This is a genomic window from Microcoleus sp. Pol7_B2, from assembly GCF_036701035.1.
In the GTDB taxonomy this organism is placed as follows: Bacteria; Cyanobacteriota; Cyanobacteriia; order Cyanobacteriales; family Microcoleaceae; genus Microcoleus.
The window spans coordinates 18361-39374 of record NZ_JAUBQB010000021.1 but is presented as its reverse complement, the minus strand read 5'-3'; the positions used below and the strand labels follow the sequence as shown (position 1 = coordinate 39374).

The 21014-nt window shown below is 46.2% G+C and carries 19 protein-coding genes; 13 read left to right on the top strand and 6 right to left on the bottom strand.

The window, feature by feature from the left end; genetic code table 11:
* Positions 1 to 9: 9 nt before the first annotated feature.
* Positions 10 to 561 carry a shikimate kinase gene (locus tag QUA57_RS11000; protein WP_333060866.1) on the top strand — a complete coding sequence of 184 codons (552 nt, stop codon included), beginning with the start codon at positions 10 to 12 and terminating at the stop codon, positions 559 to 561.
* A 939-nt stretch (positions 562 to 1500) separates the two neighbouring features.
* On the opposite strand, the gene QUA57_RS10995 is transcribed toward QUA57_RS11000, so the two are convergent.
* Positions 1501 to 1944 carry a hypothetical protein gene (locus tag QUA57_RS10995; protein WP_333060864.1) on the bottom strand — a complete coding sequence of 148 codons (444 nt, stop codon included), beginning with the start codon at positions 1942 to 1944 and terminating at the stop codon, positions 1501 to 1503.
* Positions 1945 to 2009: 65 nt separating this feature from the next.
* The gene (locus QUA57_RS10990) at positions 2010 to 2414 is read right to left on the bottom strand and encodes an NIL domain-containing protein (RefSeq protein WP_333035090.1); all 405 of its coding nucleotides are present in this window, start codon (positions 2412 to 2414) and stop codon (positions 2010 to 2012) included.
* Between the two features lie 178 nt (positions 2415 to 2592).
* Here QUA57_RS10990 and QUA57_RS10985 point away from each other — a divergent pair, with 178 nt between their 5' ends.
* Together QUA57_RS10985 and QUA57_RS10980 are read left to right on the top strand one after the other, a co-directional pair.
* The gene (locus QUA57_RS10985; protein ID WP_333060862.1) at positions 2593 to 3195 is read left to right on the top strand and encodes a thioredoxin family protein; all 603 of its coding nucleotides are present in this window, start codon (positions 2593 to 2595) and stop codon (positions 3193 to 3195) included.
* A 68-nt stretch (positions 3196 to 3263) separates the two neighbouring features.
* Positions 3264 to 3398, top strand: coding sequence for a hypothetical protein (locus tag QUA57_RS10980; protein ID WP_333060860.1), 135 nt, complete (start codon positions 3264 to 3266; stop codon positions 3396 to 3398).
* A 408-nt stretch (positions 3399 to 3806) separates the two neighbouring features.
* On the opposite strand, the gene QUA57_RS10975 is transcribed toward QUA57_RS10980, so the two are convergent.
* Positions 3807 to 6056, bottom strand: a complete 2250-nt coding sequence (locus tag QUA57_RS10975; RefSeq protein WP_333060859.1) for a dynamin family protein — start codon at positions 6054 to 6056, stop codon at positions 3807 to 3809.
* A gap of 202 nt (positions 6057 to 6258) precedes the next feature.
* Here QUA57_RS10975 and QUA57_RS10970 point away from each other — a divergent pair, with 202 nt between their 5' ends.
* The 3 genes from QUA57_RS10970 (at position 6259) to QUA57_RS10960 (ending at position 9265) form a co-directional block, all read left to right on the top strand.
* Positions 6259 to 7686: an NB-ARC domain-containing protein gene (locus tag QUA57_RS10970; RefSeq protein WP_333060858.1), complete on the top strand. Its 1428-nt coding sequence runs from the start codon at positions 6259 to 6261 to the stop codon at positions 7684 to 7686.
* Between the two features lie 97 nt (positions 7687 to 7783).
* Positions 7784 to 8383 carry a 5-formyltetrahydrofolate cyclo-ligase gene (locus QUA57_RS10965; RefSeq protein WP_333060856.1) on the top strand — a complete coding sequence of 200 codons (600 nt, stop codon included), beginning with the start codon at positions 7784 to 7786 and terminating at the stop codon, positions 8381 to 8383.
* Positions 8384 to 8485: 102 nt separating this feature from the next.
* Positions 8486 to 9265, top strand: a complete 780-nt coding sequence (locus tag QUA57_RS10960) for a fumarylacetoacetate hydrolase family protein (RefSeq protein ID WP_333035096.1) — start codon at positions 8486 to 8488, stop codon at positions 9263 to 9265.
* 52 nt (positions 9266 to 9317) lie between these two features.
* On the opposite strand, the gene QUA57_RS10955 is transcribed toward QUA57_RS10960, so the two are convergent.
* The gene (locus tag QUA57_RS10955) at positions 9318 to 9791 is read right to left on the bottom strand and encodes a Tic20 family protein (protein ID WP_333060853.1); all 474 of its coding nucleotides are present in this window, start codon (positions 9789 to 9791) and stop codon (positions 9318 to 9320) included.
* Between the two features lie 142 nt (positions 9792 to 9933).
* On the bottom strand, positions 9934 to 10131 hold the full coding sequence (locus tag QUA57_RS10950) for a hypothetical protein (RefSeq protein ID WP_006631916.1): 198 nt from the start codon (positions 10129 to 10131) through the stop codon (positions 9934 to 9936).
* A gap of 168 nt (positions 10132 to 10299) precedes the next feature.
* On the opposite strand from QUA57_RS10950, the gene glyA reads away from it, so the two are divergent.
* From glyA to QUA57_RS10915, 7 genes are all read left to right on the top strand, one after another.
* Positions 10300 to 11583, top strand: a complete 1284-nt coding sequence (gene glyA / locus QUA57_RS10945; protein WP_333060851.1) for a serine hydroxymethyltransferase — start codon at positions 10300 to 10302, stop codon at positions 11581 to 11583.
* 454 nt (positions 11584 to 12037) lie between these two features.
* Positions 12038 to 13093 carry an MraY family glycosyltransferase gene (locus QUA57_RS10940; protein ID WP_190663118.1) on the top strand — a complete coding sequence of 352 codons (1056 nt, stop codon included), beginning with the start codon at positions 12038 to 12040 and terminating at the stop codon, positions 13091 to 13093.
* A gap of 90 nt (positions 13094 to 13183) precedes the next feature.
* The gene (locus QUA57_RS10935) at positions 13184 to 14440 is read left to right on the top strand and encodes a competence/damage-inducible protein A (protein ID WP_333060850.1); all 1257 of its coding nucleotides are present in this window, start codon (positions 13184 to 13186) and stop codon (positions 14438 to 14440) included.
* 299 nt (positions 14441 to 14739) lie between these two features.
* Positions 14740 to 14877: a hypothetical protein gene (locus QUA57_RS10930; protein WP_006631912.1), complete on the top strand. Its 138-nt coding sequence runs from the start codon at positions 14740 to 14742 to the stop codon at positions 14875 to 14877.
* Positions 14878 to 14989: 112 nt separating this feature from the next.
* Entirely contained in the window at positions 14990 to 15430 is a 441-nt protein-coding gene (aroQ, locus tag QUA57_RS10925) for a type II 3-dehydroquinate dehydratase (RefSeq protein ID WP_333060849.1), read from the top strand.
* 160 nt (positions 15431 to 15590) lie between these two features.
* On the top strand, positions 15591 to 16739 hold the full coding sequence (locus QUA57_RS10920; protein ID WP_333060846.1) for an ADP-ribosylglycohydrolase family protein: 1149 nt from the start codon (positions 15591 to 15593) through the stop codon (positions 16737 to 16739).
* A gap of 418 nt (positions 16740 to 17157) precedes the next feature.
* Positions 17158 to 19713: an HDIG domain-containing metalloprotein gene (locus QUA57_RS10915; RefSeq protein WP_333060844.1), complete on the top strand. Its 2556-nt coding sequence runs from the start codon at positions 17158 to 17160 to the stop codon at positions 19711 to 19713.
* A 379-nt stretch (positions 19714 to 20092) separates the two neighbouring features.
* Here QUA57_RS10915 and QUA57_RS10910 read toward each other — a convergent pair whose 3' ends face one another.
* Positions 20093 to 21010 (bottom strand): carbohydrate ABC transporter permease, encoded by a 918-nt coding sequence (locus tag QUA57_RS10910; RefSeq protein ID WP_333251095.1) that lies wholly within the window; start codon positions 21008 to 21010, stop codon positions 20093 to 20095.
* Positions 21011 to 21014: the final 4 nt, after the last annotated feature.

Here is a 21014-nt window from a genome sequence, read left to right as displayed (position 1 = left end):
GATTTGGCCGTGGAGGGGTTGAGGGGAGTAAATATCTATCTTGTCGGGATGATGGGTGCGGGGAAAACAACGGTAGGGCGGATTTTGGCAAAAAAATTAAAATACCGTTTTTTTGATACTGATGAACTAATTGTTCGAGTTGCTAATCAGTCAATTGCTGAGATTTTCGATCGAGAAGGGGAAGAGGCTTTTCGGGAACTAGAAACTAAAGTGCTCGGCGAATTGTCTGCGTATCAAAATTCGGTCGTGGCTACGGGCGGCGGCATTGTGACCCGATCGATGAATTGGGGTTACTTGCACTACGGTGTAGTAGTGTGGCTGGATGTGCCTGTAGATCAATTGTACGATCGACTGCGTTCGGACACCGCTCGACCCCTACTGCAGGAGGGCGAGATCAAATCTAAGCTGCAAAGCCTTTTGAAAGAGCGAGAGCGTTTCTACACTCAAGCAGATGTCCGAGTCTATGCTGGTGTGGGGGAAAGGCCTGAAGCAGTGGCGACTAGGGCGATCGAGGAAATCCAAAAAGTTATCAAACCAGAAACCGGGCCTGATCTCAATTGATACATTCAGAAACCGGGTTTCTAAGAAAATAACAGGTTTCTGAGGACTTTTGATACCAGTTAAAAAAATAATGCAACTATACGCAACCTCCAAACCACAAGCTTCATCAGTCATTCCCAAAATCTAAAATCTAAAATCTAAAATGGTATGACTTCGGTGAAAATACTGGTTTTTGTCACAGTGTGTCCGTTTAACCACCCCATATTCTGAAATCCACCGGGTTTGAGTGGATGTGAGGCGTAACTTTTATAAGTATGAGGATGTGGCGATCCGGAAATTTTATACAAGAACTAATGGCAGACTCATCTGATGCGCTAAATTCGGCTATTGAGTTCTCCCTAAAAATAAAAGGGCCCCACCGCTGAAGGGCTGTAGGGCGCAAGGACAGTTAAACGCTAACTTGATTGTCGGGAAATTTAACATCAATGCTATCCTCCTATGTGACGATTTTACGATCGTCCATTCACTCATTAACTCTCCCGTATCAAAAAATGTAACCCAGCACCGATCGAATTCCACCTGCCCTATTCTAAAAACAATACCTCATGCATTCTGACTAGCAGCTCCCTAAAGCTGCTTTTTTATTGCGATAAGTTTTTGGGTGCGGGACTTGCGGGATCTTGGCAATAACATTTTGAGCAAAAGTCGCTACAGTTCAATACTGCCCTGGGGGTTTTCAGTTCCACCCCAGGTTTGTCGGTAATTGGTAATTAGTAATTAGTAATTGGGAATTAGTAACCCGCAACGGGGAATCGGCAATTGAGATGCTGTACCTCACCAGGCTTGAAAACTGCTATGATTACGGCGCGGAACGGGGAATTAATCTGGTGGGGGATTGAAAAAAAATAAGCTGTATTTATTGATGGGCGATCTGATAGTTTGCGGCTAAATATCCGTTGCGAGTTATAGAATTTGGTTGGATGAATTTCCCGTTCCTCATTAAGAGAATACGAGCCTGCCTGTCCTTGACCAAAACTCGATCGCTCCGCCCAACCCCACACCTGTTAAAGAAATGGTAGCTAATACCGCAAAAGCCCGCCAATTCTTCCAACCAGACATTTGAATATCGAGTCTTGCCAAAGCTCCCGCTGAAATCAAGAGTAAACAAGTAGCAAAAAGGTGCATCCAGGCAAAAACTACCACTGCCACAAAAGCTCCTACAATAATAGAAAGAAAAGCACCGATATCACTCGAAAACCACCGCAAAATTAAGGCCTTTATGCCTCTCAGAGGGAACGCCAAGGCGACAGCCAAAACTAAAATTGAAGCGATGGCTAGAAACCAAGTCAGGTGCGGTGGAACATCAAACTCCGATAATTTCCAGCCTAAAGTGAAATAAGTAACAAAAAGTAGAGTTAGGGAAACCCAAGAGTTTTTTTTCATCCAATGGCACAATTAGGAGAACCAGGCAAAAAAAAGATGATGATCCCGATGAGTTTGTACAGTGTCTAGAGGTTAGTAGAAATAGCTTGCACCGGACAAGTGGGGATGCACTGCTCGCAAACGATACACCGCGATCGAGCAAAACTTAGTTTAAGGCTTTCTGGGTCAAGGGTCAAGGCTTCTGTCGGGCAAACTCCCGTACACAAACCGCAGTGAACGCAGATATCTTCGTCTATGAGTATTTCCCGACTGGCTAGGGAAACGCCGATATTTTGCGATCGCATCCAGTCGATCGCCGCTTCTAGTTGGTCGATGTCCCCTGATAACTCTAGCACCAGTTTGCCCACTTGATTCGGAGCCACCTGAGCACGGATAATGTTGGCTGCAACATTAAAATCCTTTGCCAGTCGATAGGTGACAGGCATTTGGATCGATCGTTGGGGAAACGTCAGTGTTACCCGTTTTTTCACCCTGCAAGTCCTCGGTAATTTACAAACAATCTTAGTTATCTTATGTTTTAGCGCACTTAATCTAATTACTGCCTTTAGCAGAAATTTTTATGAGATGGGTCTGATTATCTCAAAATGTGCTATAATCTGAATCTATTATTTAAAATAAAAACATAGAAATCAAACCGCAATTTATTTTATGACCCAGAATTCCCCCCAGTCAACTGTCGCCCCCGCCACCAAAAATCCCGAAACAAAAGTCGCCACGCGCCTCAGAAACTTATTGATCGTGTTAACCGCGATCGCCCTTTCAATATCCATTTTCTTCGGGCTGCAAACCCAAACGCCGTCAAGCAGTCTCACCGACATGGCAAAAGCTTCAACGCCATTAGAAACAGCTTTGGTAAATGGCAAACCGACACTCATGGAATTTTATGCTAATTGGTGCGGTAGCTGTCAGGCAATGGCTAAAGATCTGAGCGAAATAAAACAGAAATACGCCGAACCGATGAATTTTGTGATGCTGAATGTAGACAATGACAAATGGCTGCCAGAAATCACAAAATATCGAGTAGATGGCATTCCGCACTTTGTCTATTTGAACGATAAAGGCAGCCCCGTTGCGGAAACGATGGGTGAAATGCCGCGCAGTATTATGGAAGCTAACTTAGAAGCTTTAATTGCAGGAAAACCTCTGCCACACGTCCAAGCAGGCGGTCAAGTTTCTAATTTTACTCCCCCCACAGGGCCTGTGAAAACAAGTAGCTCTGACCCCCGCGCCCACGGCTCTCAAGTACAGTAAAAGAAGTCATTAGTCAGTAGTCAGTAGGAATAAGAGGCGTTGCTGATTTACGGTATGAAAGGCTAAATATGCCAGTCATAGAAACCAGTATCGACAAAGCTTGGGGATTTTTAACTGGTTTTTTTCATACCCTGATTAAGCAACGCCAAAACGAGAGCGATCGCACCTCGGTTCAGGAAGGGCGATCACTCTTGGGGATGTGATTTAAAAAATGGTGATCGCCTAGTTAAAACTCAATACGTCGTTTTCTTGGGTTGTGGTTGTTTGCCACGAGAACCGCTGGTTTTTTTTACAAACATTCTCCCTGGGTATCCCAAGGAATGTTGGCGAAAAAAACCCTGAGTTTCTCCAGATTTATGATAATCTCTTCAATTCGTTCTTTTGACTGGGTATCAGGTGAAGTAATTTCATGCAGATGCTTAAGAGACTCTTTACATTTTATTTTTTTATACCCTGATTAAGCAACGCCAAAATGAGAGCGATCGCACCTCGGTTCAGGAAGGGCGATCACTCTTGGGTATGTGATTTAAAAAATGGTGATCGCCTAGTTAAAACTCAATACATCGTTTTCTTGGGTTGTGGTTGTTTGCCACGAGAACCGCTGGTTTTTTTTACAAACATTCTCCCTGGGTATCCCAAGGAATGTTGGCGAAAAAAACCCTGAGTTTCTCCAGATTTATGATAATCTCTTCAATTCGTTCTTTTGACTGGGTATCAGGTGAAGTAATTTCATGCAGATGCTTAAGAGACTCTTTACATTTTGCTTCAACTGCATCCGCACCTTGATCAAAGGCTGTGGCTGTCTCTTGCCAATACTGGTCGATTCCTCCTAAGAATTTATCAACAACACCCTGTTTTTTGAATTGTTGGTGAATTTCTTTTGCTAACCGCTTCTGCCAAGCTTCCCCAAATAAATTCCACACCAAAGAAGCCAGTCCAGCAGCTAAACCGATCCCTAGAACTATGGGGCCACCAATCGCAGCTACGAAAGAAATTACTGTTGCCGTGCCACCACCGATACTAATACCAAGTGCTGACAAAAGACTGACTAATTTCGCTACTAAGATATAGCTGCCAAGATTGCCAAGGCCTGCTGCCCAAGCGGCTAAGGCACCATAAGTACCTAAACCTGCTATCCCACCAAGAAAAGCTCCTTTTGTATCGAAGGGAATAGATACTACTATTCCATCTTTGTTGGGAAGTTGAGGCACTGGGTATTTTTCTAGAAAAGCGTCAATCTCAGCCTTGAGTTTTTCAGAATTGACACTAATCCGACTTTCTAAATGACTTTGCAGCAGATCGACTAAATAACCGGGAGCGTATTCTTGAGCCTCTTTCTTTTTGTCGTATCTCTGGCGAATCATTTGTTCTATAAACTCTACATCGATCTTTTTGGCCGCATAGGTCTGAAATGATTGGCGGGTATCTTTCTCTAATTCCTTAATTTGTTTGCTCACTTGACTGCGTTTTTGCCGCATTTCTCGCTGACGTTCAGGTTCATTTTTCTCCGCTTTGTCAAGCTCCTTTCGATACTCCTCTATTTGGGAAACAGTTGTTTGATATTGCTCAATCGAGTTAGCGTATTCTTGGTTTTTGTCCTTTTTGACCGCATTAATTTCGCGGTCTATACGAGATATGACTGGTTTAGGAAGAGTCTCGCAGAGGAGGTGAGTTAAATCATCAAAGAGACGCTGACAGCGCTCCGGCTTTTCTGACCAGAAAGTAAACAAACGCTTTTGCACATCTTCCTTGGTAATATCCCGCTTTGTTAGCTTCCGACGAAACTCTATAGCAGTTTCATCAAGTTCTTTATACAGTCTCGCTGAAGCTTTATTGAGAATTTTGGGAAGCTCATCGTCAGGGATACTCGGATCTGCGTGTGTCGCCACAATAAAGAAATTTCCTAGCGTCGGAAAGTCGTTGCACTCATTCTCTGGGGCCGGCAACAAACGCAGCAAATTCCGAAGTCGCACCATATCTTGACCATTGATGTGACCCTTGGCAGGAGAAGCATAAAGCAAGACATTAGCAATCTTGGTGGCACTATTAGCTTTCTCAACATCCTTTGATACTTCATCTTGTTTATCAGAGTAACCGGGAAGGTCAATCAGGTTACACGCTCTTAACAAAAGAGCATCTACATAAACTATAGCTGTATGTCCGCCGTCATTGCTGTCGTCAGAGTCATCATATTGGTGTACGCCATATTTTTCTAGCAGATCAAAGGAGCCAAATTGCAAAAAATGCTTCTGACAACGCTCCCGATCCTCTAAATATAGGAAGTCAAAATTTAGCTGACCCTTTTCATCTTGCCAAAATTTCTCATCAATAATTCCCACGTTTCCATCAAACCATTCGGGGCGACTTTCCACATGACAAACAATGGTAATGACTCTTGTTGCAGGCTGATAGCCTGTTGGCAATACTTTTTGACCTAAAAGAGTATTAGCAAGATAGGATTTACCAGAATCAAAGGCTCCTGTCAAGACAACATTTGGTTTTTGGTAATACTGGTTAATTTGTTCTTGCAGAGCGTTAGGTTTACGTAGTTCCGTTGGCAATTCTAGCCAAGGTAAAAAAGAATTTTCATCGATATACTGATTAAGTAAATTTAGCCGGCGATAAAGTTCAGCGTAGGGACTACCGGGTTCAATTCCTGGAAGGGGAGGTATTTCGTCTGACATAGCAGTTGCAATGTCAACCCCTAATATTTGCAGCCATTTTACTGCCATGCCCATCGGAACTTTTGCAGGGAAATGCTCATAATTTTTAACCTGATCTACAGAAATGCCGATCCCGCTGGCAACTGATTCTTGACTGATACCTTTCTGTTCCCGATAGCGTCGAAAATTAATGTTCATAGCATCCTGCTACCCGCTAGTTTAACCAACAAGAAGTTATTTGTTTTTTATAATTATCTTCTGATTATGAATTTATCGTAGTAATAAAATGTCATATTTTATCAGCAATTGAGACGAGCGATATGTCAGAATTGGTCAGAAATATCAGAAAATGTCATAAAAAGTCTGATAAAATAAGAAAAACCCCTACACCACTCGACCAATGGACGTTAAAGAAGTCTTGAGATTTGCCGAAAATCTGGTTTTCGCCAAAACAGGAGAACACTTAGACGATCTGCAAGAAGCTATCTTGCGCGGTGCATGGAAAGGTCAAAGATATTCTAAAATTGCAGAAGAATCTCACTGCACTGAAGGTCATGTCAGAAATGTGGCCTCTGAATTATGGCAAGTTCTCTCTGATGTCTTAGGTGAAGAACTCAATAAATCAAATTTTAAAACAACATTAGAAAGATGTCGATTCTCCATTGTTTCATCAAATTTCGCGAAAGACTTTGGATCAATTAATAACATCAACGTTTGTGGAGACACTTTGCAACCTCCAGAAGTTACAAAAACCCGATCGCCCTCAACCCCCACCTCAGACATATCCCAACCCCAAACCAGACTAGACTTAGCAGACGCACCTCATATTTCATCATTGTGCGATTCGCCTGATGGCGATAGCTTCGCTTCACGCACATCCGAACTCGCCACCCTCGAAAAATCGATCGTTCAAGACAAGTGCAACTTTGCAGCCATATTAGGAATAAGCGGCATCGGCAAAACCGCACTTTCCCTCCACCTCATCCAAAAAATTCAGCATAACTTTGAATACGTCATCTGGCGAAGTCTCCGCCACTCCCCACCGTTAGAAACTACCCTAAAAAATCTCCTAGAATTTCTCTTAAATAAACCAGAAATTGAACTCCCTACCAGCATTGCCGATCGCCTTTCCCTATTAATGGAATATCTGCGAAAAACCCGCTGTCTCATTATCCTCGACGACGTGCAAACCATTCTCAGCAGCGGAAAATTAGCAGGAAATTACCGCCCCGAATGCGAAAATTACAGCATCCTATTCAGACAAATCGGAGAAACAACCCACAACAGTTGCTTAATCCTCAACAGTTGGGAACCACCCAGAGAAATTACCGCGTTAAAAGGTGAAAATTCACAAGTTCGCAGCTTACAACTCAAAGGCATTGGTACAGCAGCAGCCGAAATTTTCAGACAAAAAAGTTTACTCAATCCCGAAACATGGGAAAACCTAATTAACACCTACCGAGGCAATCCATTGTGGTTAAAAATAGTCCCCACTACCATTCAAGAAATATTCCGAGGTAGGGTTGCAGAATTTTTAAAATATGATATGCTATTTTTAGGGGAAGAATTGGCTGCAAACTTGCACCCGCAGATAAATCGTTTGTCAGAATTAGAGAAAAACCTCATCTCCCGCCTCAGCCGCGAAGCAAATTCAGTTTCAATAGAGCAATTACTACAAGATGCCGATTTATCGCCCTCTGAGTTATTCAACGGGCTGCAATCTTTGGGGAGGCGATCGTTAGTTGAAATAGAAGAAGTGGAGAATGAAACGCTATTCAGCGTTTGTCCTGTGGTGAGACAATATGTAATATCAAATCTAGTTAATTAGCCACGAGCTCTGTAGGAAGACGGCAATGCCGTGTCCTCAAAATGGGAGACACGGCATTGCCGTCTTCCTAGCCGCAGCTATGATTTAATATGAAATTATGAATACTGCTGAACCTTCATTAACTAAAACCGAATTAAGAAAATCGCTCCTCAACACTCGCAAATCCCTATCAGCACAAGAATGGAGACAAAAGAGCGATCGCATCTGCAATCATCTCCAAAACTCGCCCCTATTCACCCAAGCAAAAACAATCCTCGCCTATTTCAGTTGTCGCCAAGAACCAGATTTAAGTCCCCTATTTGTAACTCCCCGCAAATGGGGATTTTCCCGCTGTGTAGGCAAAGAGCTATCCTGGCACATCTGGCAGCCCGGAGAGGCTTTACATACTGGAGCTTATGGCATACTCCAACCCCTGCCGGATGCTCCTAAAATAGACCACTCAGAAGTAGATTTAATGCTCGTACCCTCAGTAGGCTGCGATGTGCGTGGCTATCGCTTGGGCTACGGCGGTGGCTATTACGATCGAATGCTTAGTTTAGCTGAGTGGGAATCAAAAGTTACGATCGGCATTATCTTTGAATTTGCCTTGATCGCCCAGCTACCAGTTGACTCCTGGGACAAAGCGCTGCACGGAATTTGCACGGAAAGCCATTTGACAATCGTACAGCAAAAATCAAGAAGGTCGATCGAGCAATAAATTTTCAGAAATTATCCCTAGATCCATGTTTATATATATTCTATTTAGGACTTGCACAAGTCTTTTTGAATCTAGAATCTAAAACCTAAAATCTAAAATACTATGGCCCAGCGCTACGTTCGAGTTAAAACAACACAAGGACACATCCATTACGGTTTACTGCAACTAAGCCACAGCGTTCAAGTATTTGATGCACCGCCCTGGTTAAAAGGACAACCAACCGATTTGGAACTTTCACCAGATACTTACCAAATTCTCGCCCCGTGCTCTCCCTCAAAAATTGTAGCCGTAGGCAAAAATTATGTCGATCACGCCGCCGAGATGGGAACCCCAGTACCCGAAGAACCCCTGTTGTTTTTCAAGCCTCCGAGTGCCGTCATCCCAGCAGGTGCAGAGATTCGTTATCCGCAGCAGTCGGAAAGGGTAGACTACGAGGGAGAATTAGCCCTGGTAATTGGCGAACATTGTACCAACTGTACTCCCGAACAAGCACACAGCAAAATTTGGGGCTATACTATCGCCAATGACGTAACAGCTAGAGATTTGCAAAAGCGGGACAACCAGTGGGCCAGGGCAAAAGGGTTCGATACATTTTGTCCCTTGGGGCCTTGGATTGTCCGCGAACTGAGTCCTGCAGCACAGTTGCAGACTTTTATCAATGAGAGCGAGCGACCGGTACAGTCATCCCAGATCGATCGCATGGTTTTTTCCCCAGACTTTCTCGTCTCCTACATCAGTCAAATAATGACCCTAATTCCCGGCGATGTGATACTGACTGGAACGCCACAAGGAGTAGGGCCGCTACAAATAGGCGATCGAGTCCGCATCGAAATTGAAGGCATCGGCAGTCTTGAAAATACAGTAGTTATTAGTAATGGGTAAGTGGTAATTATCACCAACAACTGTCAAGTGCCAACAGCCAACTGCCCATTGACTAACGTACCTGCATATAAACAGCATCCGAAAGCGGAGGAATCTCTGCATAGCGTCCCAAGAGCGACTGCACGACTGCATAGACAAATGCAGCAAAAGCGCCCAAAAACACCATGTTATAAAGAGTTTCCGCAATAAATGCGACTTGGACGCCGTTAGAAAAAATCGGCAAAACCAGGCCGCACAGCATCAAAACAATGTCTAAAAGAATCGCCTGCATCGCATTAAAACGAATGAAGTGACTGATGTTTTCGTTTCTAACTACTCCTAAATACAGGGCAAAGAAGATAATCAAGCTAGCAAAGGGCAAACTATAAATTTGCATCAATGGAGCTAGCGGTATCAACAACAGTTGCAGGACAGGAAACTGTGTAAATAGAAACCTGCCAAAGGCAAGCCCGTCAATCAGCGGGAGCAAATAAGGCAAAGAAGCAAAAATCCGGTCTCGAACAGTTGTAGACCCGCGCCAAGTCATAATGAACTCTCCTGAGTCGATCGATTAACTATGAATTTCATTAAACTCAGGATAACGCAGCAGCAGGGTTTGTGTTTCGACTCTGCCGGAACTTGCTTTTCACTCATCAGGGAGCAGCCTCAACTACCAACGGCAGGCTTTCTTATTTAATATTGGCAATGACGAAGCCCATTTGACACTCGTACCGATCGGGCAAATTTTCCGTAGGTTTAGCAACTGGATGTCCGCAGCGAAGCTCTCCACCGCTCCAGCGCGGTTGGCCAGTGCGATCTGCCAGCAAACAACTTTGGCAAACACACTGAGGGGCAAGCATCTGATTTTCCATTAAAATGACTAACATTTGATACCTCCGGCAGGTTTCACACCAGTAATTTCATTGTATGTCAGGAGTTGGGGACAAACCGCTTAACCTGAACACAACGTAATATTTATGTCAATGGTGCGAAATCCGTAGTACGGTATAAGATCCCCAATTCCCAATCCCAAAACTGTCAAGAGGTTGATTATTGTGACGGACACTAACTTAGAATTCCTTTCCAAAACCGATCCGCTCATTGCCGATTTAATCGGGCAAGAGCTGCAGCGGCAGCGAGACCACCTAGAACTCATCGCCAGCGAAAACTTTACCTCCGCAGCGGTAATGGCAGCTCAAGGCTCAGTGCTGACAAATAAATACGCCGAAGGCCTGCCAGCGAAACGGTACTACGGCGGCTGCGAATTTATTGACGGCATCGAGCAAATAGCGATCGATCGCGCCAAACAGCTATTTGGAGCAGCTCACGCCAACGTCCAGCCCCACTCCGGCGCTCAAGCCAACTTTGCAGTATTTTTGAGCTTGCTGGAACCCGGAGACGGAATTATGGGCATGGATTTGTCCCACGGCGGACACTTGACCCACGGTTCGCCGGTCAACGTATCCGGCAAATGGTTCAAAGCTTTTCACTACGGCGTCAGCCAAGAAACAGAACAGCTCGACTATGACGAAATTTTGGCACTGGCCAAAGAAAACCGACCGAAATTGCTAATTTGTGGCTATTCAGCATATTCGCGAATTATCGACTTTGAGAAGTTTAGAGCGATCGCCGACGAAATCGGAGCCTACCTGCTCGCCGACATCGCCCACATCGCCGGGTTAGTCGCCACAGGACATCACCCCAACCCCCTCCCCCACTGTCACGCAGTCACCACCACCACTCACAAAACCCTGCGTGGCCCCCGTGGTGGCTTGATTATGACCAATGACCCGGAATTAGGTAAAAAGTTTGACAAAGCAGTTTTCCCCGGCACTCAAGGTGGCCCCTTAGAACACGTCATTGCGGGCAAAGCAGTAGCTTTCGGCGAAGCCTTAAAGCCTGAATTTAAAACTTATTCCGGTCAAGTAATTGAAAATGCACGCGCATTAGCTGCACAGTTGCAGCAGCGGGGTTTAAAACTCGTTTCCGGCGGCACGGACAATCACTTAATGCTAGTTGATTTGCGATCGGTAAACATGACAGGCAAACAAGCCGACCAATTAGTCAGCGGTGTGAATATTACTGCTAATAAAAATACCGTGCCTTTCGATCCGGCATCGCCCTTTGTCACCAGCGGTTTGAGACTCGGTTCGCCGGCGATGACCACCAGGGGAATGGGAACAGCAGAATTTACCGAGATTGGCAATATTATTGCCGATCGCCTGCTAAATCCAGATGATGAAAGCGTCGCAGCCGACTGCCTGCGTCGAGTAGCAGCACTGTGCGATCGCTTCCCCTTATATCCCCACTTGTACTTAAAAGTGCCGGCATTAGCTTAATTTTCCTGATCGGCAATGGGAAATTGGTAGTTGGAAGTGTACGGGTAAAAGGGTAAAAGAGCAGGAAAAGATTGAGAGTTGCCGGTAGCGATATTGACAAGCGGTTTTCACCAAAAATATCGACCGCCAATACGGTTTTTAGTAAAGATATTTGTCGGGCGGGGCTGGTTTGACTAACGGTATTTGTCGGTTGTGAAAGATACCGCTCAACTGGGCCCGCTCGCCAAATATCGACTTTTTTGCTCGCGAAAAAGTCGATATTTCAAATCGTTAATTCGAGAGTTATGAATGAACAACCTGACAATTCGCCCCAGGGCAACTGCCATTGTGGCAAATCTCCGACTCCCAAACCCCCAGTCGCTCTTCAAGATGTTTCCTTGTTATAAGCCATCTGAAATGTAGTAGACTCTGCCTGACAGCCTAATTGCCCCGCACTATTTAAAATTGATTTCAGATGCCGTACCAGTATCTGTACCACATACTCGCTTTTCTGGTTTCTGCGATCATCGTCCTCTGGAGTACGCCAATAGTCAAAAAAATTGGTCTCAAAAGCGGGCGAGTCGATCGACCAGGCGAGCGAAAAGTCCACAAGCGCCCTATGGTGCGCTTGGGAGGAGTGTCCATCTTTCTCGGCACTATCACTGCCCTCTTATTTGTCTGGCTCTCAGGAGGCTTCATTGATGCTAACGGACAAGTTCTCAATCCCAAAGACGAATACGAAATTTGGGGAGTAACCCTCGGCGGCATCGGATTCTTCCTCATCGGTTTAGCAGACGACCTATTTTCACTCTCGGCATTAAAACGCTTGCTCATGCAAATTGGCGTATCCAGCATCGTTTGGATGGCAGGCGTACAGATTGAGTTTCTGACAGTTCCCTCCTTGGGACTGACTAATATTGGCTGGCTGAGCTTGCCAATTACCGTGATTTGGCTCGTCGGCATGGCGAATGCCATCAACTGGATTGACGGTTTGGACGGTTTAGCGGCCGGAGTTTCAGGGATTGCAGCAGTTGTGATGCTGATTGTCAGTCTGGCGATGCACCAACCGGCGGCGGCCCTGATTGCAGCGGCTTTAGCTGGCGGGGCCTTGGGATTTCTGCGCTACAACTTCAATCCGGCTCAAATCTTTATGGGAGATGGCGGGGCTTATTTTATCGGGTTTACTCTCGCGGGAGTGGGAGTAATTGGGTTAGTTAAAACTACGGCTGTTACTTCTGTGTTGCTGCCATATTTAATTTTAGCTGTACCGATTTTAGATATGTCGGCGGTGATTCTCGATCGACTTCGCAACGGCAAGTCACCGTTTATTGCTGACAAGCGCCATCTCCACCACCGACTTCTAGAAGCCGGACTATCCCATCGATTTGCGGTTTTATTTATTTACTCACTGACACTGTGGGTGGGAAGTTTAGCCCTAGCTTTTTCGCTTCCGAGCGGCGTAATTTACGCTATGGGTGCAACAAGTTTGCTGGGATATGCTAGCTGGAAAGTTTGGAGACACGCTCGATAGTTAGTTGAGGGTTGACGGTTGACTGTTGACTGTTGTCATTCCCCAATTAATTCCCCAATCTAAAATCCAAAATCTAAAATCTAAAATTGAATGGTTGCTGAAATTATTTGTGTTGGCACTGAATTGCTGTTAGGCGATATTCTTAATAGCAATGCCCAGTTTTTAGCCAAAGAATTAGCAAGTCTGGGAATCCCTCACTACTATCAAACAGTGGTGGGGGACAATCCAGAACGTATCAAACAAGTGTTAGAAATCGCCGTCAGTCGATCGCAGCTTTTAATCTTCACCGGAGGCCTCGGGCCCACACCAGACGACCTCACAGTCGAAACGATCGCCGATTTTTTTGGGGTTCCCCTCATCGAAAAGCCGGAAATTATCGCAGATATCGAATACAAATTTGCCCAGCGGGGACGCACCATGAGTCCCAGCAATCGCAAACAAGCTTTAATTCCAGAAACTGCGGACATTCTGCCGAACCGCAGCGGTTCTGCACCGGGCATTATTTGGCAGCCGGTTTCTGACGTGACAGTAATGACATTCCCCGGCGTACCGGCGGAAATGCACTTGATGTGGCAAGAAACCGCCGTTCCTTATCTGAAAAATGGCGGCTGGTGCAGCGCCACTATTTACAGCCGCACATTGAAATTTTGGGGGATTGCTGAGTCGGCATTGGCCGAAAAAGTAGATAGTTTTCTGAATTTAACTAATCCTACTGTGGCTCCCTACGCCAATCACGGCGAAGTCAAACTGCGAATTTCGGCCCGCGCGGAGTCGTCCTTAGCTGCGAAAAACTTGATTGAGCCGATCGAACAACAGTTGCTGCAGATTGCTGGCCTAGACTGTTACGGTGCCGATACCGATACCCTAGCCTCGACTGTCGGTAAATTGCTGCTGTTGGCTGGCGAAACTCTTAGCGTGGCTGAATCCTGCACGGGAGGCGGGTTAGGAGCGATGCTGACCGGTGTTGCCGGGAGTTCGAGGTACTTTTTGGGTGGGATTATTTCTTACGACAATCGGGTTAAGGAAGGATTATTAGGTGTTAATCCGCAAGATTTAGCCGAATTTGGTGCAGTCAGCCACCAAGTGGCAAAACAAATGGCTGCGGGAGTGCAATCTCGCCTCCACACCAGTTGGGGATTGAGCATTACAGGCATCGCCGGGCCCGGAGGCGGCACAGACGGTAAACCTGTCGGACTGGTTTATATCGGTTTAGCGGGCCCCCGCGGCGACGCAGAAAGTTTTGAATACCGCTTTGGCGATGCCAGAGGCCGCGATTGGATTCGGAATCTGAGTAGCTGTACGGCGCTCGATCGGCTGCGGCGTAAATTATTGTTGGCAAAAGCTTAGAAAAAATCCTACGATTGGTCAATTGTCAACAGTCAACCGTAACCTTAAGCTTTATTTAACACTCTATACTCCGATATAATTCGGCAATTTTCCTTTTGCCTCTTGATTATCTGTAAAGATTCGTTATGATAATAAGATAGGACTGATTGGCCAAGATACTGACTCTCTCCATTGCTCAAAACAACCAGCAAGTGAGAAAGCAAGTTTGACCTTTGGTTTCAAAGTCGTGCTTGCTTATTTTCAGATATTTAGCCGTCGGTTTAGCAATCTAGACTATAAAAAAAGGAGCTATCCGTTCAATGGAAGACATTGAAAAGGTGCTGGAACAAATTAAAGAATGGGTTCGCAAGCTGATAGAAGGACTGCTGAGTCCCGAACCTGAACCGGAACTCGAACCGATTCGTATTCCTGTCAACCAACCTAGGAATCGCAGGTAGTCGGGACTGAATTAGAAGTTTGAGGTTTAAGGTTTGACGTTTGAGGTGGCAGACTCGTTCTAAATCCCATGTCAAAACTCTCATAATTTTTGTTGCACTGGAAATTTTAAAATTGTTAAATATCCTGGTACTTCACGGCCCTAATCTGAATCTATTGGGTCAGCGAGAACCTGGAGTTTATGGTTCTGCGACTTTAAATGATATCAACAAGTTGCTAGAACTAGAAGCGCAAGCCCTCCAGGTGCAAGTCTCAATTCAGCAGTCGAATCATGAAGGGGTATTGGTGGATGCAATTCACTCAATGTTAGGACAGCACCAAGGCTTATTGATTAATGCTGGAGCTTATACTCATACGAGTGTGGCAATTAGAGACGCGATCGCCGCGGTGAATATCCCTGCGGTAGAAGTTCATCTGAGCAATATTTACCGGCGGGAAGCTTTTCGGCACCACTCGTTTATCGCAGCAGTGGCGATCGGGCAAATCAGCGGTTTTGGCTCAGAAAGTTATCGGCTGGGGTTGCAAGCTCTAGTTAGTTACCTGATTAAAAATTAAAAATTTACCGATTATAGCGATCGGATGAGGGCAGGTTTTAGATGGAAAACCAGCCCTTATATGTTTGAGTTGAATTCCAATTAATCACAAGAGTTAGGCAAAGAAGGAAACCAGGAAGAATTCTAAATTACCAATTACTAAAAACTTGAGTTAAATTCAAATGCGGCATTCCCTGTTGAACAAGTTTCAAGGAACCATCCTGGGGGCAGTTTTAGGAGACTCTATAGGCCTGCAATACCAGAGGCAACTCGTGGGTATTTCCCCCCAAACAGAAGACTTGCAGCCGATTTTACAACTGACGAAACACCAACAATTGACCGTAAGTGGCGCAACATTGGGGTTGCATTATGTCAACAGTAAAATCCCAACTGGCAAAGACTCATCGGCATCCGGGAGACTTGCGGTAGCGTGCGCTCAAAGTTTAATTAGGTGTAGAGGTTTAGATTTAAAAGATTGGCGCGATACTTGGGAAGCATTTGCCAAGTCGGAAATCTACCATCCCCGCAACAGTGAGTTTCAAACCCTGCTTAACCCTGGTGAAGCTGCCGTGGCTGCGCTGCCATCCGCGATGTTTTTTCACGAAAATAAAGCCAAGCTGCGAGAAAAAATCATGCTGGCGATAGAGGTGTGGCACAACGAAAACCAGCCAGAATGGGAAACAGCAATTTTAGCAGTAGCATATACGATCGCCAGAGCTCTTAAAGAAAGACTTGACCCGGGGACAGCGATCGAGCAAACACTTGCTTACCTGAAAACAGATAATGCCTTAACAGAGTTGCTGCTCCAAGTGCAAATACTACTAGAAAAGGGAGCCGATTTAGAAACAGCCGCCACTCATCTGTGCAAAAGCGCCACAGCTTTGCGAGAAAGACAGGGCGAAGGTGAAAAAAAATTACAAACCGAGTCAATTGTCAACCCTGGAAATTTCATTCCCATTGCCTTAGCTTTCTACTGCTTTTTGAACACCCCAGAAGACTTGCGGTTGTCCGTGGTGCGGGCCGCCCGCTGTGGCATAGCCGGACAAATAACCTGCGCTTTGACGGGAGCTTTGTCTGGAGCCTATAACGGCGTTGCTGCGATTCCTGTAGAATGGCGACAGGTATCTTCGGCTGAGCTTAAATCCCATCAGCTAGCCGACGGCCAAGAACCTTCGCTCTGGCGAACTGGCAGCGATGTAAAAATTGTAGAGTTAGCAAATAACCTGTTTGCTGTTTGGGCAGGAGTTTACAGCCCAGATGCCCGACTGGATTCCGCAGCGCTAGCCCGAGCGGTGGCTGCACCTTATGTCATTAGACCTCGTAAAGTATAAAGTTTGGAGCTTTTGACGGTAAGGGGAAACCAGAAATTAGCAATTAGAAATTAACAAGTCAAAAGCAAAAGTGGAAGGAGAGCGACAATTAAAGATTAAAAAGTGAAAAATTAAATCGGACACGCCTGCCCCAACAAGCCAGGTTTAAACGAGAATACGGGGTTGGAAAACGAAGAATCTACGGAGAAACAAGGTTTTTAGCCCTCGCGCGCGAGTTCTGTTCAAGACAGACAAGGGAAGCAAAGAAGCTACTTGCGTTGTTGGCCACCGTCAGGAAAGTCAACTACTGGCGATAGTCAGGCAAAGTAGCCTGGAGGGTTGAATATTCAGCCACGGTAGTTCGGATAAAATCAATCAAGATGCATAGTCAGAAATTCTGACAGAGCTGCTGGATAACAGTGATATATCTTCGACACAAATGAATACGCTCTCCTCATTGATGCGGCAGATTGAGCAGCTAGGGGCTGCGCGCTCACTGCGCCAACACATTGCTAAAGTGCAAAATGGCAGCAGCAAAGCAGATACCTCACGCGCTGGCGGGCCTCTCCTGAGCCGTTTGTCGCGCCAGAAATGGCTTCTTCCCGAGACTTTTACTACTAAATTTACAAGTAAAACCTCCAAATCAAGCCTCAAAAATCAAGCTCGTTCCCCTATGTTGGCGCTGGTAGCGGTAGTTTCCCTAAGCAGCACTCTGGGCCACCGCTTCTACAACCAGCCGAAACTGGATGTGGGGACGAAAGCTCCTCAGACGATTAAGGCTCCTGCTACTGCTAGCATCCCCGATTACAAAACTACTGAAGAACAGCGGAAAGCAGCGCGGAGCGGGGCTGTAGCGATATTAATGCTGGATTCTGCAGTCGATAGACAAATTTATCGAGAATTACAACAATTTTTGCAGCAGGGAAGCGAGCTGCGGGAGGCGGTAGGACCGTTTCCGTTTGCAAGTCCCTCGGTGCTCTCAAATGCTGCTCAGGTTTACTTGCGGGGCTGTCCCGAGTGGGAGTGGCGATCTATTGTGGCGCAAGCGGGGGACAAAAGTGCAACTTCCGAGCGATTGAGTTTGGATTCCGCCGCAATTGCTGCGGCAAAAGATAACAAGTCTCAGCAAGATGCTATAGCTCAACTGCAAGCTTACAGCCGATCGGTCCGGGCAGCAGAGTTTCAAAGCCTGACAGAAAGTATTTCCTCTGCTCGCCGCCGCTATCTCAATGCTGTGGAGGCGCTGGGACAACCCTCGGTTTTGGGGCTGCCACAGATTTACGATACTTCGCTGTTTGATTTGTCGGATGCAGCTTGGCAGAAAACCCAAACCGGTATGAGTCGGGCGGCAAAAAGGATGGTGGCTCAAGGTATCCCGCAGGGGTTGCCAAAAGAGATTTTGAAAGAAGCTGTGAAGCTGCAAGTGGCTGATGAAGTGCCGTTAGAATCCCAAGCTTTGGCGGTGGAGGGTTTAACAGCGATTTTGCAGCCAAATCTGGTGAGAGATCGCGAGGAAACCAAACAGCTAGCTGAATTAGCGGCGCAAAAGGTGAAACCCGTCATGATCGCAGTAGATCAGGGCGAAATAATTGTTGTGCAAGGAAAAGAGATCTCGCAGGAAGATTTCGTGTTGCTGGACTATTTTGGTTTAAGCCGGCGGGGGGTGAATTGGCTGGGGCTGACGGGTTTTGTTTGTTTAGTCGCGGGGGCAATTGCGATCGTACTGCTGGTGGAAAGGCACTACCGGTTGCGCCGGAGAGATCATTTGCTATTGCTGCTGCTGACTTTGAGCGCGCCGGTGCTGGTGAGTTTGGGGCTGCCTTGGACGAGTTTGCCCGCGATCGGGATTTTAGCGGGTGGCTTCTACGGTTCGGCGGTAGGAGTGACTGTGGTGGGGCTGCTGTCGGTGCTGCTGCCCGTTGGCTTAAATGTGGAGTTGATTCATTTAGTCGCTAGCGGGGCGGGGGGATTGCTAGGCGCTTTTATGGCCGGGCGGCTGCGATCGCGCGAGGAATTGGCTCTTTTGGGCTTGGCTCTTGGGTTGACTCAGGGCACGGTTTATCTGGTGGGGACTTTGATTGCCAGCGCCGCTGTCGGTGCGATTTGGTACGTCGTGCTCGGTACTGTGGGCGCGCAAAGTTTGGCCGGTTTGGCTTGGAGCGTTGTGGCGATCGGCATCAGCCCTTATTTGGAACACGTTTTTGACTTGATTACGCCGACTCGGCTGGCCGAACTTGCCAATCCCAACCGCCCGCTGTTGAAGAAATTGGCTGCCGAAGCTCCGGGGACTTTTCAGCACACGCTGTTTGTGGCTAGTTTGGCGGAGGCTGCGGCCCGGGAACTCGGCTGCAATGTTGAGCTGGTCAGAGCTGGAACATTATACCACGATATTGGAAAAATGCACGACCCGCTCGGATTTTGTGAAAATCAAATGGGCGGGGCCAACAAACACGATGAAATTAATAACCCTTGGACGAGCGCGGACATTATTAAAAAGCACGTTACCGAGGGGTTGGTGATGGCGCGGAAGCATCGATTGCCGAAGGCAATTCAGGCGTTTATTCCCGAGCACCAAGGTACGATGTTAATTGCTTATTTCTACCACCAAGCGCAGCAAATTGCGGCAAAAGAAATAGAAGATTTAAAGAGTGCTTTGCCCGATGCGGATAATTCAAAGTTAACAATCGCAAGTCGCCAAGTGAGGGAGGAGGATTTTCGCTACGATGGGCCGATTCCGCAGTCGCGGGAAACCGGGATTTTGATGCTGGCGGATTCTTGCGAGGCTGCTTTGCGATCGCTCAAGGATGCTACTCATGAAGAGGCTTTGAATATGGTTAATCGGATTTTGAGGGCTCGCTGGCAGGATAATCAGTTGATTGATTCGGATTTAACGCGGGAGGATATGTCTCTAATTGCCGAGATTTTTGTGCGGGTTTGGGAACAGTTCAATCACAAGCGCATTGCTTACCCCAGTGCAGTTTTCACTCCCAGGTAGCAGGAAGTTTTTAGTTATGAAAAATCAGTTCACATTTCAGTTGTGAATCAGATTTCCTTGCGATTTGCCCGGTAAAGCGCCATGCACTTCAGGATTGTGGCTGACAATTACCACAGTTTTTTTGATTCCTCAAAATTCCGAAGAGTTGATATCTCTTTCGCCAGCTAAGTGCGATCGCAATTTTTGCCAGTCTTGGGCATCGATCGCATTTGCAAAAGCGATGAGAGTATCTAGGATCTACAACCGCAGCGCGATCCATAATCCAGCGGATATATGGCAGTTCGTACAGAAAAAATAAATTTTGTGAGTTTTGAGTTCAAAAGATTTTAATTTTTAACCGCAGATGAACGCGGATAAACGCGGATTTTTTATCTTAATTCTATCCCTTGACTCCCGCAGCAGTTTCTGTTGGCACAATGTATTTTTGCAACAGTAAGAATAGCCCTAAAACAGGAACAATAGAAATAATAGAACCCGCCGCAACTAAACGCCAATCTAAAGAAAATGTCCCGGCTAAATTGGCTACCCCTAGAGGCAAAGTGTAATATTCCGGTCTGTCTAAAACTAGCAGTGGCCAGAGAAAGTCGCTCCAAGAACCGATAAATACGAAAATTCCTAGAGTGACTAAGGCTGGCTTAATTGCCGGAATCATGACGTGCCACCAAATGCCCAATTCACTGCAGCCGTCGATGCGGGCGGCTTCTTCTAGTTCTTTGGGAACTGCTAGGAATGCTTGTCGTAATAAAAATATGCCGAAGGCTGAGGCTAGTCCGGGAAAGATTACGCCTAAATAACTATTTTTTAGTCCGAGTTGTACTGTCAATATGTATAGGGGAATCATGACTATTTGGAAGGGAATCATGATTGTGGAAATGATTGTGATTAAGATGGCTTCGCGGCCGCGAAATTTGAGTCGGGCTAAGGGGTAAGCGGCGAGGGCGCAAAAAAGGACGTTGATGCTCACTGTCAGGCCGGCTATTAGGGTGCTGTTGAACAGGTAGCGGCCGAAGGGGTTGGTTTGCCAAACTTTGATGAAGTTTTCGAGGGTTGGCTGTTGTGGCCACAGTTGCGGGGGAAATTGAAAAATGTTTTCGTTGGGGGATTTGAGGGAGGTACTGAGCAGCCACAGCAAGGGAAACAGCATTAAAAGTGCGATCGCGCCCATGATGCTGTAGATCCACAGGGTGTTCCACGGCGAGCGAGTGTTGTTTGGGGAATTTGGTTTTTTAGTTTTGAGATTGTTCATTGTTGGGATATGATAATAAGTCCTTGCTTCGTGAGAAGCCTTGTTGTCCATAAGG